The following is a 15,038-nucleotide window of genomic DNA, read 5'->3' as shown; positions in this document are numbered from 1 at the left end:
TCGCGGGATAGAGGAACGAGAACGCGGCGTCGCGAGCAATCGCGACATGGCGGCCTTCGAGCAGACGCGGCGTCGCTTTGCACGTCGCTTCGTGGCGCGCGGGTTCGGCGAAATCGACCGCTGGCGGCAAGCCGGCGAGTGTGGTTTGCGCGAGCGCTTCGGCGGCGCGTTCGATGCGCGCGTCCAGGTCGGCGATTTCGCCGGGCTGATGAAGGCCGAGATGGCGATCGGGCAGCTCCATGGTCGTATCGCTCGCCACGTGGCCTAGCCAGTGCAGGTTCGCGGGCAGCGCCTCCTCGAGCATTTGCGCATGACGCGCCGAGCCCACGCGGTTCGCGAGCACGCCGTGAAACGGCACCTCGGGCCGAAAGTTCGCAAGGCCGAATGCGATTGCGCCGAAGGTCTGCGCCATCGACTTCGCGCTGATCACGGCGGCCACCGGCACGCCGAAGGTGGTCGCGAGATCGGCGCTGCTCGGCGTGCCGTCGAAGAGCCCCATCACGCCTTCGATGAGGATCAGGTCGGCTTCGCGCGCGGCCTGCGCAAGCATGGCGCGGCACGCGTCCTCACCGACCATCCACAGATCGAGCGAGAGCACCGGTGCGCCGCTCGCGCGCGCGAGGATCATCGGGTCGAGAAAGTCGGGCCCGGTCTTGAAGACGCGAACGCGCCGCCCCGCTCGCCGATGCAGCCGCGCCAGCCCCGCCGTGAGCGTGGTTTTGCCCTGGCCCGAAGCGGGCGCGCTGATGAAGAGCGCGGGGCAGGCAAGCGTTGCGCTCATGCGTCAGAACTCCACGCCCTTTTGCGCCTTCACGCCTTGCTCGCGGTACGGATGCTTCACGAGGCGCATTTCGGTGACGAGGTCGGCGGCCTCGATGAGGGCGTCGGGCGCATGGCGGCCCGTGACGACCACGTGCAGATGCGGCGCGCGCGCATCGAGCACGCCGAGCACCTCGTCGATCGGCAGGTATTCGTACTTGAGCACCGTGTTGAGTTCGTCGAGGATCACCATCGCGTACTCGCCGCTTTCGATCATGCGCTTCGCCTCGTCCCAGCCCTTGCGTGCGGTGGCGATGTCGGCGTCGCGGTTCTGCGTGTTCCATGTGTAGCCGTCGCCCATCGTCACGAAATCGCAGTGCGCGACGCTGCCGAGGAAATCGCGCTCGGCCGTGTGCAGCGCACCCTTGATGAACTGCACGACGCCGAGCTTCATGCCGTGGCCGAGCACGCGCACGGCCATGCCGAACGCAGCCGTGCTCTTGCCCTTGCCGTTGCCGGTGTTCACGACCAGCAGGCCCTTTTCGTGCGTGGCGGCGGCCTGCTTTTTCTCGTGGCCTTCGCGGCGGCGTTGCGTCATGCGTTGGTGCGAATCGGGATCGGTTTTCATCTTCGAGAGTCGGTGTTGGTGATGCGATAGGGGCGGCGTTTGCGGCGCCGCGCCTGGGTTTGCGGCCGTATATTCTGGCGCCTACGACGCTTCGCTCGACAGCAGACCAGCGATCGCCACCGTCACGCCATCGAGCGCGCGCTTGCCGCGCATAAGCGGGCCGCCGCCGGCCGCAAGCCGCGCGCAAGGCTCGCATACGCCGTCCACGCCGAAGCGCGCTTGCGCGGCGGCAGAGGGCGGCGCAAGCGTTGGCATTGCGGCGAGTTGCTCGCGCGTGTACGTGTACAGCGGCAGAGCATGCGTCGCGCAAAACGCGCGTAACGCGGGCTCGTCGGCTTTGACGTCGAGCGTCGCTACGGCGCTCACGCGTGCGAGCGGCCAGCCGCCCAGCGCCGTGTTCACCGCCGCCTCGATTTGCGCGAGCGCGACGCCACGCTTGCAGCCGATGCCGAGAACGAGCGGCAATACGCTTTGCGTGGATTCGAAAGGAGCGGTCGATACGGCGGGAAGCGGAGCGCGATTCACGGCGAGAGCGTCGATTGAAGGCGTGACGTAAGAAGCGAGCGGAACGAAGTCAGCCAAAATCCGGCGCGTGCCGGATGCGCGCTACGATAGCACACGCCTTTGCGCGTTCGGACGCGAAGCCGCGCCGCCGAGGGTAAACCGGCAGGCACAGGGCTTCCTTGACGCGCGGGCGGCCCACGCCTACACTCGCACGCACTCTGGTGCTCGCGCGCGATTCACTGCGCGCAGTTAAACGGGAATCAGGGAGCCATCCCACCTTGGGCACGGCCAACCTGAACTGCACCCGCAACGGTACAACGAGCGCGGCGTTCGAACGAATGTCGCAAGCCGCTTCAACGCTCCATGCAATACACGCCACTGTGCGAGCCGGCCCGCAAGGTCCTGGCCTGTTCGCGCGGGAAGGCGAAGCGGCGTTTCGTCAGTCCGGATACCGGCCAGATACGTGGGATTCGCGCTGCGGGGAAGCGGTGACGGATCCGTGATTTTCATGCATCTGCCGGGCGTGGCCCGCCGTGCGTTCCAGGTCGTTCGTCCCCAGGTTTGTCTCGTTGCGCGAGCTTTGCGGTTCGTTGTGCGCCGTCGCGAATCTGGAGAGCGCGCTCTCGCGAACGACGTGCGGCACGGCGCGCCGCGTCTTTCCACCCGGCATGGCGCCGAAGGAGCACTTCATGCAAATGCGCAAGATTCCGGTCACGATCGTGACGGGCTTTCTCGGCAGCGGCAAAACCACGCTGCTGCGTCACATTCTCCAGCACGCGGGCGGCCTGCGCGTCGCGGTCATCGTCAACGAGTTCGGCGAGCTTGGCATCGACGGCGAGATCCTGCGCGGCTGCGGCATTGGCTGCGACGAGAACGGCAACGAAACGCAGGGCCAGCTCTACGAGCTCGCGAACGGGTGCTTGTGCTGCACCGTGCAGGAAGAATTCTTTCCGGTGATGGAGCAATTGCTCGAGCGCCGCGACGCGATCGATCACGTGCTGATCGAGACTTCGGGCCTCGCGCTGCCGAAGCCGCTCGTGCAGGCGTTCAACTGGCCGTCGATCCGCAACGCCTTTACCGTCGATGCAGTCGTCACCGTGGTGGACGGTCCCGCCGCCGCGAGCGGCCAGTTCGCCGAAGATCCGCAGGCCGTCGACGCGCAGCGCCGCGCCGATCCGAATCTCGATCACGAATCGCCGCTGCACGAGCTGTTCGAAGACCAGCTTTCGGCCGCCGATCTCGTCATCCTCAACAAGACCGACTTGCTCGACGAAGCGGGCCAGGCCGCGCTCATCGCCGAACTGCGCGAGGAACTGCCGCCGCAAGTGAAGATCGTGCGCGCGCAGCACGGCAAGCTCGACCTGCCTACGCTACTCGGGCTCGAATCGGCTTCGGAGGAGAGCATTCATCTGCGCCACGATCACCACGGTTCTGCCGACGACGCCGATCACCACCACGACGAGTTCGATTCGGTCGTCGTCTCGGGTGCGGCCGCTTCGCGCGAGTCCGTGATCGAGGCGCTGCAGCAGATCGTCGATGCGCATACGATCTATCGCGTGAAGGGCTTCGCCGCGCTGCCGGGCGCGCCGATGCGCCTCGTCGTGCAAGGCGTGGGCCGACGCTTCGACAGCTATTTCGACCGCCGCTGGAACGCGCAGGAAAGCGCGGCGCAGCCGCTCGCGAGCCGCTTCGTGCTGATTGGCGAAAACCTCGACGGCGCTGCGCTGCAAGCCGCGTTCGAAGCGGCGCTGGCGAACGTGCAGACCGTAGGCGCGAAGTGAGCGCGCTCTTCGTGTTCTTCGTGCGCTCCGTGCCCTTCATGCCGTTCATACTTTTCGCGCCCGCGCGCTGAACGCGGCGAGGCCACATCATGCACTTGCTGCGCACCACGCCGGGCGGCTTCGTCGACGACACGCAGGGCGTCATCCGCATCGACCAGCAGCCTGCCGAAATCGTCGTGCTCAGTTCGGCGGACACGACGCTCGCACTGCTCGCGAGCGTCGTGCCGCGCCTGCCCGAAGGCTTCCCGAGCGTGCGGCTCGCGAACGTCACGTATTTGCGCCAGCCCGCATCGGTCGACTTCTACGTCGAAGACGTGCTGCAGCACGCGCGCGTCGTGGTGGTCGATCACCTGGGCGGCGAAGCGTACTGGCCGTATGGCATCGAGCAGGTCGTGTCGCTCGCGCAGCGTCGCGGGCAACTGCTCGCGATGTTCTCCGGCGACCTCCAGGAAGATCCCAACCTCACCGCGAAGAGCCGCGCCGAGCCCGCGTTTTGCTACCTGCTGTGGCGCTATCTGCGTGAAGGCGGCGCGGCCAACGCCGAGTCGTTCCTGCGTGCGCTCGCGTGGCGCGCATTCGACTGGGGCAGCGAGCCTGCGCCGCCTGTCGCGCTGCCGGCCGCCGCGCTCTATTGCCCGCAGCGCGACGTCGCGACCATCGACGAATGGCGCGCGCGCTGGCGGCCCGGCGCGCCGGTCGTCGCGCTGCTGTTCTACAAGGCGCATTTGCAGGCCGCCAACACGGCCGCATTCGATGCGCTCATCGAAGCGCTGACCGAACGCGGCATGAACCCGCTGCCGCTCGCGATCACATCGCTGAAGGACGCGCTGAGCCGCGACGTGCTCGACAAGCTCACGGCCGAGCACGACATTGCGCTCGTGCTCAACACGACAGCGTTCGCGGCCTCGTCGCTCGACGACCCCGAACCGCTCGCAATAGCCGGCGACGCGCCGGTGTTCCAGGTGATCCTGAGCGGCGGCAATCGCGAAGACTGGGTCAAGGACAATCACGGCCTGAATTCGCGTGACATCGCCATGCACATCGCGCTGCCCGAAGTGGACGGCCGCATCATCACGCGCGCGATCAGCTTCAAGGGGCTCGCGTATCACTGCAAGCACACGCAGGTGGATGTCGTGCGCTATCAGCCCGATTCCGGGCGCGTGGCGTTCGTCGCGGAGCTTGCGCGCCGCTGGTGCCGCCTGCGCACCGTGCGCAACGACGAAAAGAAGCTCGCGCTCGTGCTCGCGAACTATCCGATGAGCGAAGGGCGCATCGGCAACGGCGTGGGCCTCGACACGCCGGCTTCGGTGGTCGGCATCCTGCGCATGTTGCGTGACGAAGGCTATCGCGTGGCCGAGCTTCCCGAAGACGGCGAAGCGCTCATGCGCATCCTCACGCAGGGCGTGACCAACGATCCCGACACGCGCGCGCTGCGCCCCGCGTGGCAGAGCCTTTCCGTCGATGACTACCGCACACGCTTCTCGCAGCTTCCCGCCGAAGCGCAGAACGCGCTGATCGCGCGCTGGGGCGCACCGGAGCAGGACCCCACGGTGCGGCGCGGACGTTTCATGATCGCGGGCTGGCGCTGCGGTCAGGTGTTCGTGGGCATCCAGCCTTCGCGCTCGCGCGGTGACGACACCTACGCGAACTATCACGACGCCGAACTCGTGCCGCCTCACGCATATCTCGCGTTCTACTTCTGGCTGCGCGACACGTTCGGCATCGACGCGATTGCGCACGTGGGCAAGCACGGCAATCTAGAGTGGCTGCCGGGCAAGAGCGTGGCGCTCGCCGACACCTGCTGGCCCGACATCGCACTCGGGCCGCTGCCGCATCTGTATCCGTTCATCGTCAACGATCCGGGCGAGGGCAGCCAGGCCAAGCGCCGCGCCCAGGCCGTGATCGTCGATCACCTGATGCCGCCGCTCACGCGCGCCGAAAACTACGGCCCGCTGCAAGACCTCGAACGTCAGGTTGACGAGTACTACGAAGCATTGATGGTCGACCCGCGCCGCTCGAAGCTGCTGCGCAAGACCATTCTCGCGACCATCATCGAGCATCGCCTGCACGAGGAGTTGAGTATCGGCGCGCCGCAGGACCAGGCGGGCGAGGACGAATTGCTCACGCGTGCCGACGCATACCTGTGCGAATTGAAGGAAGCTCAGATCCGCGACGGCCTGCATACCTTCGGCCAATCGCCCCAAGGCGAGCAGCGCCGCGACACGCTGCTCGCGCTCGGGCGTTACGCGTGCGTGGACGGCCAGGGCGCGAACGCGGGCCTCATCGACGCGCTTGCACGCGATCTGCGCATCGATCATCTGCTCGATCCGGCTACGGTGGATTGGGCTGCGCCATGGGGTGGCCCGCGTCCCGTGCAGCTCGCCGGCGTGAGCGAGGCGCCCTGGCGTCACGCGGGCGATACGCGCGAACGCCTCGAAGCGTTTGCGGCCGCGCTCATCGAAGGCATTTGCGAAGGCTCGCCGCAGAGCGAGGCTTTGGCGGCGTTCCCGCTCGCGTCCCAGGTGCTCGAACGCCTGCGCGACGACGTGCTGCCGCGCCTCGACGCATGCGGGCGCGAGGAAATGCGCCAGCTGCGCCGCGGGCTCGAAGGCCGCTTCGTGCCGCCTGGCCCGAGCGGCTCGCCCTCGCGCGGCAGGCCCGACGTGCTGCCCACGGGCCGCAACTTCTACTCCGTCGATACGCGCGCGGTGCCCACGCAGGCCGCGTGGGCGCTCGGCATGAAATCGGCGCAGCAGCTCATCGAGCGGCATTTGCAGGAGCACGGCGACTATCCGCGCGCGGTGGGGCTTTCGGTGTGGGGCACGGCGACCATGCGTACCGGCGGCGACGACATCGCGCAGGCGCTCGCGCTGATTGGCGCGCGGCCGAAATGGGCCGCGGGCAGCCAGCGCGTGATCGACTTCGAGATCATGCCGGTCGAGGCGCTCGACCGGCCGCGCATCGACGTGACGCTGCGCGTGTCGGGCTTTTTCCGCGACGCGTTTGCGAACGTGATGCATCTGTTCGATGCGGCCGTGCAGGCCGTGGCCGAACTCGACGAGCCGGAGCACCAGAACCCGCTGCGCGCACGCGTGCAGCGCGAGCGCGACGCGCTGATCGCGAGCGGCATGGCCGCCGACGAGGCGCGCCGCCGTGCCGGCTGGCGCGTGTTCAGCGCACGCCCGGGCGCTTACGGCGCGGGCCTGCAAACGATGATCGACCATCGCCAGTGGCAGAGCGACGCCGATCTCGCGAACGCGTACCAGGCGTGGGGCGGCTATGCCTACGCGCAAAAGAGCGCGGGCGACGAAGCGGGCGAAGCGTTCCGCGCGCGCCTCGCGACGCTCGACGTGGTGCTGCAGAATCAGGACAACCGCGAGCACGACCTGCTCGATTCGAACGACTACTATCAGTTCCAGGGCGGCATGGCCGCGGCGGCGCGGCACTTCTCGCAGGCGCAGCCCGCGCTGTATCACGCGGACCACAGCAACCCCGTAGCGCCGCGAATTCGTCCGTTGCACGAGGAGATCGCGCGGGTGATCCGCTCGCGCGTGGTGAACCCGAAGTGGATCGACGGCGTGAAGCGCCACGGTTACAAGGGCGCCGCGGAAATGGCGGCGACCGTCGATTATCTGTTCGGCTATGACGCGACCGCGCGCGTGGTGGGCGATCATCAGTACGCGCTCGTCGCGAACGCGTATGTGCACGACGACGACACCCGCGCCTTCATGCAACGCCACAATCCGCATGCGCTGCACGCGGTGTGCGAGCGCCTGCTCGAAGCGATCCAGCGCGGTCTCTGGCAGGAGCCGGGCGAGCATCGCGCGCAACTCGAACAACGTCTGCTCGAAACCGGGCAGCAACAGGAAGGATCAGGACCATGAGCGCAACGGCCTTGCGTCCCGCGTTTCCCTTTACCGCGCTGGTCGGGCAGGCGCCGCTGCAGCGCGCGCTCTTGCTCGCGGCCATCGACCCCGCCATTGGCGGCGTGCTCGTGAGCGGGCCGCGCGGCACCGCGAAGTCGACGGCTGCGCGCGCACTCGCGGCGCTCCTGCCCGAGGGCGCGTTCGTCACGCTGCCGCTCGGCGCGAGCGAGGACAAGCTGATCGGCACGCTCGATCTCGAAGCCGCGCTGCGCGAGAGCGCGGTGCGCTTCGCACCGGGGCTGCTTGCGCGCGCGCACGGCGGCGTGCTTTATGTGGACGAAGTGAATCTGTTGCCCGATGCGCTCGTCGACGTTCTGCTAGACGCGGCAGCGAGCGGCGTGAACACCGTGGAGCGCGATGGCGTTTCGCATACGCATGACGCGCGTTTCGTGCTGGTCGGCACGATGAATCCCGAGGAAGGCGAGTTGCGGCCGCAACTGCTGGATCGCTTCGGCCTCGTGGTCGAACTCGGCACGCCGTATGACGCTGCTGAGCGGCAGCGCATCGTCAAGGCGCGTCTTGCGTTCGACGCCGATCCGCATGGATTTTGCGCGGCGCACGAGGTGCAGCAGCGCGCACTCGCGCAGCGTATCGTCTCCGCGCGCGCTGGCTTGGGCGCGCTTGGCTGGAGCGATGCGGTGCACGAGCGCGCGGCGCAACGCTGCATCGAGGCGGCTGTGGACGGCTTGCGCGCCGATCTCGTGATGCTGCGTGCGGCACGTGCGCTCGCCGCGTTCGAAGGCGCGCATGCGGTGAGCCCCGATCATGTCGACCAGGTAGCGGACAGCGTGCTTGCGCACCGGCGACGCGCGGTGTCGGAGCAGGCGAGCGCACCCTCTCCCATTGAACCGCCCAGGCGAAATGAACAGCATACCGAAACAATGGCCGGACAGGACGCCGATTGGGGCGAGCTGCCGCCCGAGCCTGTCGCCGCGAAGGCGGTGAAGGGTGTGATCCCGCTGCCCGCAAAAAAACGCTGACCCGTCGGGCAAGGGCCGCCGCCTACGTACAGGGTGGCGTTCGACGGCGAGAAGGCCCCGGCCATGGCGCTGCGCAAATCGCAGCGCACGGCACACGCATTGCCTGGCCGCCCACGCTCGCGGCCAAGCGCGCCGCGCCGCTGCACGCGCGGCATCTGCGCTTCGCGAAACGCAAGACGGGTTCCGGTGCGCTCCATTGCTTCGTGCTGGACTGCTCGGCCTCGATGCTCGCGCGCGGCCAGCTCGCGCTAGCCAAGGGCCTGCTGATCGCGCTATTCGATCGCGCTCGCGCCGAGCGTGTGGAAGTGGCGCTGATTGCCTTCGGCGGGGCCCGCGCGGAGCTGCGTTTCGGGCCCGCGGTGCCGCGCTGGTGGAACGAGCGCTGGATCGAGCCCATCGCCGGGGGCGGCGGCACGCCGCTCGAAGCGGGCATCGGCCGCGCGGCGCAACTGCTCGAAACGGCGGCGCGCCGCGATGCGTCGCGAGCGCGGCATCTGTGGCTGTTCAGCGACGGCCGCACCACGCAGTGGCCCGCGCGGCCGCGTCATGCGGATCACGTCACCGTGATCGACTGCGAACTGGGCGCCGTGCGTGTGGGGCGCTGCGAAGCGCTCGCGCAGGCTTGGGCCGGCGAGTGCCTCGACGCGCAGGCGCTACTCGCGTGAAAGACCCATGTGCGCTTCAGCGCATGCTGCCGGTCCAGTACAGTACGTCGTCCTGACGATCGAACACGTAGACCTTCATCGCCATCTGCTCGGCGGGCGTGAGTCGATCCAGCTCCAGGCCGAGCGTCGCGTGTGCGTTCTCACCGGGCTCGGTCTGCACGTTGCGGATGATGGCTGAGGTTTCGATCGGCGTGTCGGCTTCGCCCGAACGCAACCGGAACGCGATACGCAGCCGCTCCCCGACCTTGCCCACCGCCCACGCCGCGCTGACCGAGAGCCCGAGCGAACTGATGCCGCGCGCGAGCGCCACGCCGTCATAACCCGAGCCTTCCTCGCCGATGCCATAGCGCACCGGGAACTGCGCACGCACGCGAATCGAGCGGCGCTCGCGCAGGCGGCGGATGTTGGCGGGCTTCGAGAGCACGAGGTAGTCGAGCGGTGACTGGCTGATCGCATCCACGGTACATACGAAGCGATAGACCGCCTGGCTCGCGATCGCAACGATCTCGACGTTTTCGCCGGGCGTAACGCCGATCGGACGGCCATCGATATAAGGTGCGGTAACGAAGAACATCTCGTTTGGCGCGAAGCCGATCAGGCGGCACGGCTGCATGGGTGCGCCGCTCGCGCCCATCTGCCGGCGCAGCCCCATCAACGCGCCGATGTTCAGGTGCATGTCGCGCGCAGCGGTGGCCGCGTCGGGCGTGTCAGCCGATTCGGCGGCCTCGGGCGAGGCATCGGGCCTCTGCACATCGCCGCGGTGCGGCGCGAAATGCTGGAACAGGAAGTTGCGCTCACTTTCCCCGACGAGTACCGAACCGGCATCGAGCAGCAGCGTGCCGTCGCGATCGACGAGGGGCCAGGCGAGCGGCTTGCCGACCGGAACGGCGTCGGGCGTGAGCGGGGCGACGTCGGCTATGGGCGAGTCGGCTTCGGCGGGCTGGGTGGTCATTGGCGCATTGTCGGGCGGTAGACGGGTTCACTTCGTGGTTTCCCTGTGTTTACGGCGCAACGTCGGGGAAGTTTAGGGCGGGGCGCGCCTCCCGGCCGCGCGATTCGCTTCCCACCTTGCAGGCGGCGTGAGAGCAGCAGCTTCGAGGCGGATCCGGGTGCCGCGCAATCAGCTCGAGCCTGCTTCCTCGCGATACCAGCGCGGCGTATAGATCCACTCGCTCCCGTCGCTGCGCGCAAACCCGCGCGTAGCCGACGAGCCGACGATCACCATCGTGCGCATGTCGACATCCGCCGAACGCAGTGCGCCGAGCGTCGTGGCGCGCAGCGTCTGCGCGGGGCGGCCCACGTCGCGGCCCAGCACGACGCGCGTTTCAGGCGCGCGCTCGCCGCGCACGATCTCCAGCGCGCGGTCGAGTTGCCAGGGCCGCGCGCGCGAGATCGGGTTGTAGAACGCCATCACGAGATCGGCCTGCGCCGCATGCCGCAAACGCTTTTCGATCACGGCCCATGGCTTCAGGTTGTCGGAGAGCGAGAGCATGCAAAAGTCGTGGCCGAGCGGTGCGCCCACCTGCGCCGCCGTGGCGAGCGCCGCGGAAACGCCGGGCACGATCGCGAGTTCGACGGCGTGCCAGCGTGCATCCTCCGAGCCTTCGAGCGCTTCGAGCACGGCGGCCGCCATGGCGAACACGCCGGGGTCGCCCGACGAGACGACCGCGACGCGCCGCCCCTCGCTCGCCATTTCGAATGCGTGACGGGCGCGCTGCAACTCTTCGCGGTTGTCGGTGGCGTGGCGCTGCTGGTCCGCGCGAAACGGGCCTGCCATGTCCACATAGGTTGCGTAGCCAACGATATCGGTGGCGTCGTCGAGCGCTGCGCGCGCGGCGGGCGTGAGCAGGTCGGCACGGCCGGGGCCGAGGCCCAGCACCGTGAGTTTGCCGCGCGCGCGGCCCAGCTTGAGCGCGTCGAGCGGCGCGCTGGCGTTGGCGAGCGCGATGCCGTCTTCGTTGGGCGCGTAGCGCTCGACAGGCGTTTCGAACGCGAGTGTGCAAAGCGTGGCGTCGGGCGTGTGCTGCGCGGTATCGACGAAGCGCAGCGGCACGCCGAGTTCCGTTGCCGCTTGGGTGAGCGAGGCGTCGCACATGCACGCGGCCGGGGCGACGAGCGCAGCGAGCGCGAGCGGCGCGAGGCCGTGCGCTTCGAGCGCGCATCGCACGCTTTCGGCCAGCGCTTCGCGCGGCGCGCCCACCGCCGCCACGACGCTGCGCGGATGGATGACCAGGTCGTCGGGATTGCCGTCCCACGCTTGCGCGCTCACGCGTATCGCGTGCTGCGCGGCTGCGTCGCGCGGCAGCTCGACGGTGTCGAGCCACGGCGCATGGCCGTCGATGCGCGTGGTCGCGCCCGCGAGCAGATCGGAAACGAAGCGCTTGCCTTGCGCGAGACTCGCGAGCGCATAGCCTTCGGGCGGATGCAGCAGGCAGGTGCCGAAGCGCAGTTCGCCGCTCGTGGTGATGGCGGGCGCGACGGCGAGCACCGCGCCGATTTCGCGCGCCATGACGTTGACGCCGGTCAGGCCGCCCAGCAGCGGCACGACGGCGCTGCCGTCCTCGGCGAGGGCGAGCACGGGCGGCTCCGCGCCCTTGTTCGCGAGCAGCGGGGCGAGGCAGCGGATCACGATGCCGGCCGCACACAACGCGACGATGGGCGTGCCGCGTGTATAGCATTCGCGCAGATGCGCGCCGAGTTCGCTGAATGCGATGTCGCCTTGCACGCGGCCCTGCAGCGCATGCACCTGCGCGCCCGCGTATAGCGCCTGCACGCGCCGCGCCGTGGCGAGCGCGCCGGGCCCGAGTATCACGATGGCGGGCGGCGTCATGACTGCCATTTCACCCCCGGCACGACGAGCAGCGAAAAGTAGGGCGAGGCCATCGGATCGACTTCGTCGAGCGGCACGATGCGCTGGTTCGCCATGGTCGCGCGCTCGACATAGCGCGCGCGATGCGCGAGCCCGAGCTCGCCCACCACGCGGCGCACCTTGTCGAAGTTGCGGCCCAGTTTCATGATCACCGCGGCGTCCGCCTCCGCGAGGCGGCGGCGCAATTCCGCTTCGGGCAGCACACCCGAAAGCACCGCGAGGCTCTGATTGCGGTACACGAGCGGCACGCCCAGCACCGCCGCGCCGCCCAGCATCGAGCACACGCCGGGCACGACTTCGGCCTCGTAGCGCGCGGCGAGCCGGTCGTGCAGATACATGTACGAGCCGTAGAAGAACGGGTCGCCCTCGCAGATCACGGCCACGTCGCGCCCGGCGTCCAGATGGCGCGCAAGCACTTCGGCCGCGCCGTCGTAGAAGTCGGCGATGATCGCTTCATACGAGAGTGGCGGTTCGAGCGCTTCGGTCGTCACCGGGTACACGAGCGGCAGGCGCTCCTGCTGCACTTCGAGATGCGCCTCGATGATGCCGAACGCGTTGCCCTTCTTGCCCTTCGCGACGAAGTAGGCGACCACGGGCGCGGCCTTGATGAGCCGCAGTGCCTTGAGCGTGAGCAGCTCGGGGTCGCCGGGGCCCACGCCGATGCCGTGCAGACGTCCTTTACGGGTCATTTATTCGGTCTCCGAAGCAAGCGCATTGACGGCGGCGGCGGCCATCGCGCTGCCGCCACGCCGGCCATGAACGACGACGAAAGGCACGCCGTGGCTCTCGGCCGCGAGTTGAGCCTTCGACTCGGCCGCGCCGACAAAGCCCACGGGAAAGCCCAGGATGAGCGCGGGGCGCGGGGCGCCGGCCGCGATCATGTCGAGCAGGTGAAAGAGCGCGGTGGGCGCGTTGCCGATGGCGACGACGCTGCCCGCGAGGTGCGAGCGCCACAGTTCGAGCGCGGCCGCCGAACGCGTATTGCCGATCTCGCGCGCGAGGCCCGGCACGGCGGGGTCGTCGAGCGTGCAGATCACGGCGTTGTTCGCGGGCAGGCGCGCGCGCGTGATGCCATAGGCGACCATTTTCGCGTCGCAGAGAATCGGCGCGCCGTTGGCGAGCGCCGTGCGGCCGGCTTTGCCCGCGCCCTCGGAAAACGCGAGGTCGGCGGCCACATCCACCATGCCGCAGGCGTGGATCACGCGCACGGCGAGTTTTTCGAGGTCGGCGGGAATGCGCGAGAGGTCGGCTTCGGCGCGAATCGTCGCGAACGACTCGCGGTAGATCGCCTGACCGTCGCGAATGTAATCAGACATCGGGGGTGCTCCGGGGCTGCTGCGCGAGCACTTGCGCAGCGGCTTCGATCGTCAGGTTGGGCGCGAGGAGTTGGCCAAAGCGTTGGCCAAAGTGCTGGCCGATGCCGCTTGCAGTGTCGTCGCGCCGGTAAAGGTCGTAGTGGTTCGGGCCGCGCGCGAGCAGCGTGTACGGCGCAAGGTGCGCAGCCGCACAGGAGCGCTCGCAGCCGCTCAGGTGGACTTCGGCGTCGCGCGGCAGCAGGGCCGCGAGGCGCAGCGCGTCGGCCTTCGTATTCGCGTGGCTCTTCGCGCAGCCCGTCGAACCCGTGCAGGCGATGAGGCGCGCAAGCGGCTCCGTGCGCGTGCAGATGAGGCCGAGTGCGCGTAGCCGCGCGAGCGTGGCGGACATGGCGTGCGCTGCGACATGGGGCAGCAGAAAGCCTTGCCACGGCGTCACGCGCAGCGTCGCGTCGCCCGATGCTTCGGCGACGGCGGCGAGCGCGTGCAGCGTCCGGGCGTCGATGCGGCCCAGCGCGGGCTGGGCACCGACGTAGCCGCTTCCGTCGGCGTGCAACGCATGCGCGCCGAGGCGCAGATCGGGATCGCTCGCGCCGCGCCGCCATGCGCGCAGCGCGGCATCGTCGCGTGTGAGCGCAAATTCGCCATGCTGTTGGGCACGGTGTAGCAGCGCGTCGAGCGAATGCGCAGCAAGGACATCGCGCATGCGCGTTTCGTCCGGAGCGGCGAGATCGAGGAACGCGTGCAGCAGCGCGCGTATCGAAGCGCACACGTCTTCTACCGCGAGCGCGCCGATCGGCTTTGCCGTGGGGCAGCCCGCGAGGCCCAGCGCAAAGCGCACGGTCTCGCCATGCGGCTGCGCGGCAAGCCAGATGTCGTGCGGATGTTCGAGCATGGCAATGCGCTCGCCGCCGTCCAGTTGCAGCGCGAACTTCGGCGAGAGCGCGGCGAAACGCGGCTCGCGCTGCATCATGTCGATGAGCGCCGCGGCGAGCGCCGTCGTGCCGTCCGCGGCGGCCGGGTCGAGGCCCGCCAGCGGGCTCAGCATCACGTTGCGCAATTCGTCGGCGGCGCAGGCGTGCTCGACCGGGCTCGCGGCATCGATGCCTGCCGGGCCGAGGCCCGCGCCGATCAGCGCGGCGGCGAGCGCTGCTTCCTCGCCCGCCCGTACGCCGCGAATCTGCACGTTGGCGCGATTCGTCAGTTCGAGCACGCCGTTCGCGTGGGCCAGCGCGGCATCGGCGAGCGCGCGCGCCCGCGCGGCGTCGAGCACGCCGCCGGGCAGGCGGATGCGGCACAGGCCGCCATCGCGCGCCGCGACCACGCGCACGAGCCCTGGGCACGCGGATGGGCGGACTGCGGCCAGCACAGCAGTGGGCGAGACGGGCTTCGTTTCGTGTTTCAAAGGGAATACGGGTCAGTGTCGCGCGAGGGCGGCACGCTTCACGCAACGCATGCGGGAAACGGCTGCAGTATCGGTACACCCCGCCCGATATGGGTTCGCACGTACAGTTCGGCCGGCAGGTCTCCTGGCTCGCAGGTCGTGGGCCGCATCGGCCTTCCCGGTAAATCCAGTGGCTCGGGTGGATGCGGTCTCGCTGCTCACAGTCGCG

The 15,038-nt window shown here is 69.0% G+C and carries 12 protein-coding genes and 2 riboswitches; of the genes, 4 read left to right on the top strand and 8 right to left on the bottom strand.

Features of this window, described 5'->3' with window-relative positions; all coding sequences use genetic code 11:
• The 3 genes from VMJ11_RS05295 to VMJ11_RS05285 all read right to left on the bottom strand — a co-directional run.
• Positions 1-781 (bottom strand): cobyrinate a,c-diamide synthase (locus VMJ11_RS05295; RefSeq protein WP_325617655.1); only part of this gene is annotated, 781 nt, incomplete at its 3' end.
• 3 nt (positions 782-784) lie between these two features.
• Positions 785-1,387 (bottom strand): cob(I)yrinic acid a,c-diamide adenosyltransferase, encoded by a 603-nt coding sequence (gene cobO / locus VMJ11_RS05290; RefSeq protein WP_325617653.1) that lies wholly within the window; start codon positions 1,385-1,387, stop codon positions 785-787.
• An 81-nt stretch (positions 1,388-1,468) separates the two neighbouring features.
• Entirely contained in the window at positions 1,469-1,969 is a 501-nt protein-coding gene (locus tag VMJ11_RS05285) for a cobalamin biosynthesis protein (protein ID WP_325617651.1), read from the bottom strand.
• A 124-nt stretch (positions 1,970-2,093) separates the two neighbouring features.
• Positions 2,094-2,364: riboswitch (cobalamin riboswitch) on the top strand.
• A 216-nt stretch (positions 2,365-2,580) separates the two neighbouring features.
• Here VMJ11_RS05285 and cobW point away from each other — a divergent pair.
• The 4 genes from cobW to VMJ11_RS05265 all read left to right on the top strand — a co-directional run bounded on the left by cobW (position 2,581) and on the right by VMJ11_RS05265 (position 9,243).
• Positions 2,581-3,672: a cobalamin biosynthesis protein CobW gene (gene cobW, locus VMJ11_RS05280; protein WP_325617649.1), complete on the top strand. Its 1,092-nt coding sequence runs from the start codon at positions 2,581-2,583 to the stop codon at positions 3,670-3,672.
• Between the two features lie 89 nt (positions 3,673-3,761).
• Positions 3,762-7,556 carry a cobaltochelatase subunit CobN gene (gene cobN / locus VMJ11_RS05275; protein ID WP_325617647.1) on the top strand — a complete coding sequence of 1,265 codons (3,795 nt, stop codon included), beginning with the start codon at positions 3,762-3,764 and terminating at the stop codon, positions 7,554-7,556.
• A complete protein-coding gene (locus VMJ11_RS05270) occupies positions 7,553-8,578 on the top strand; it encodes an ATP-binding protein (protein WP_325617645.1) in 1,026 nt (341 codons plus the stop codon). Before cobN ends, VMJ11_RS05270 begins: the two co-directional genes overlap by 4 nt.
• Before the next feature lie 203 nt (positions 8,579-8,781).
• Positions 8,782-9,243: a vWA domain-containing protein gene (locus VMJ11_RS05265; protein WP_414694306.1), complete on the top strand. Its 462-nt coding sequence runs from the start codon at positions 8,782-8,784 to the stop codon at positions 9,241-9,243.
• A 16-nt stretch (positions 9,244-9,259) separates the two neighbouring features.
• Here VMJ11_RS05265 and VMJ11_RS05260 read toward each other — a convergent pair whose 3' ends face one another.
• The 5 genes from VMJ11_RS05260 to cobG form a co-directional block, all read right to left on the bottom strand.
• Positions 9,260-10,195 (bottom strand): flagellar brake protein, encoded by a 936-nt coding sequence (locus tag VMJ11_RS05260; RefSeq protein WP_325617643.1) that lies wholly within the window; start codon positions 10,193-10,195, stop codon positions 9,260-9,262.
• A 168-nt stretch (positions 10,196-10,363) separates the two neighbouring features.
• Positions 10,364-12,073: a precorrin-3B C(17)-methyltransferase gene (cobJ, locus tag VMJ11_RS05255; RefSeq protein ID WP_325617657.1), complete on the bottom strand. Its 1,710-nt coding sequence runs from the start codon at positions 12,071-12,073 to the stop codon at positions 10,364-10,366.
• Positions 12,070-12,801, bottom strand: a complete 732-nt coding sequence (locus VMJ11_RS05250) for a precorrin-2 C(20)-methyltransferase (RefSeq protein WP_325617641.1) — start codon at positions 12,799-12,801, stop codon at positions 12,070-12,072. Before VMJ11_RS05250 ends, cobJ begins: the two co-directional genes overlap by 4 nt.
• Complete coding sequence (locus VMJ11_RS05245) at positions 12,802-13,428, bottom strand: precorrin-8X methylmutase (protein ID WP_325617639.1); 627 nt, start codon at positions 13,426-13,428, stop codon at positions 12,802-12,804.
• Entirely contained in the window at positions 13,421-14,830 is a 1,410-nt protein-coding gene (gene cobG, locus VMJ11_RS05240) for a precorrin-3B synthase (RefSeq protein WP_325617637.1), read from the bottom strand. The genes VMJ11_RS05245 and cobG overlap by 8 nt, the downstream gene beginning before the upstream one ends.
• A 97-nt stretch (positions 14,831-14,927) precedes the next feature.
• A riboswitch (cobalamin riboswitch) is annotated at positions 14,928-15,038 on the bottom strand. This riboswitch is flagged as partial in the annotation.

This window comes from Paraburkholderia sp. (genome assembly GCF_035501035.1).
Classification (GTDB): domain Bacteria; phylum Pseudomonadota; class Gammaproteobacteria; order Burkholderiales; family Burkholderiaceae; genus Paraburkholderia.
Note: the sequence above shows the minus strand (reverse complement) of the source record. Positions and strands in the feature narration are given on the sequence as shown.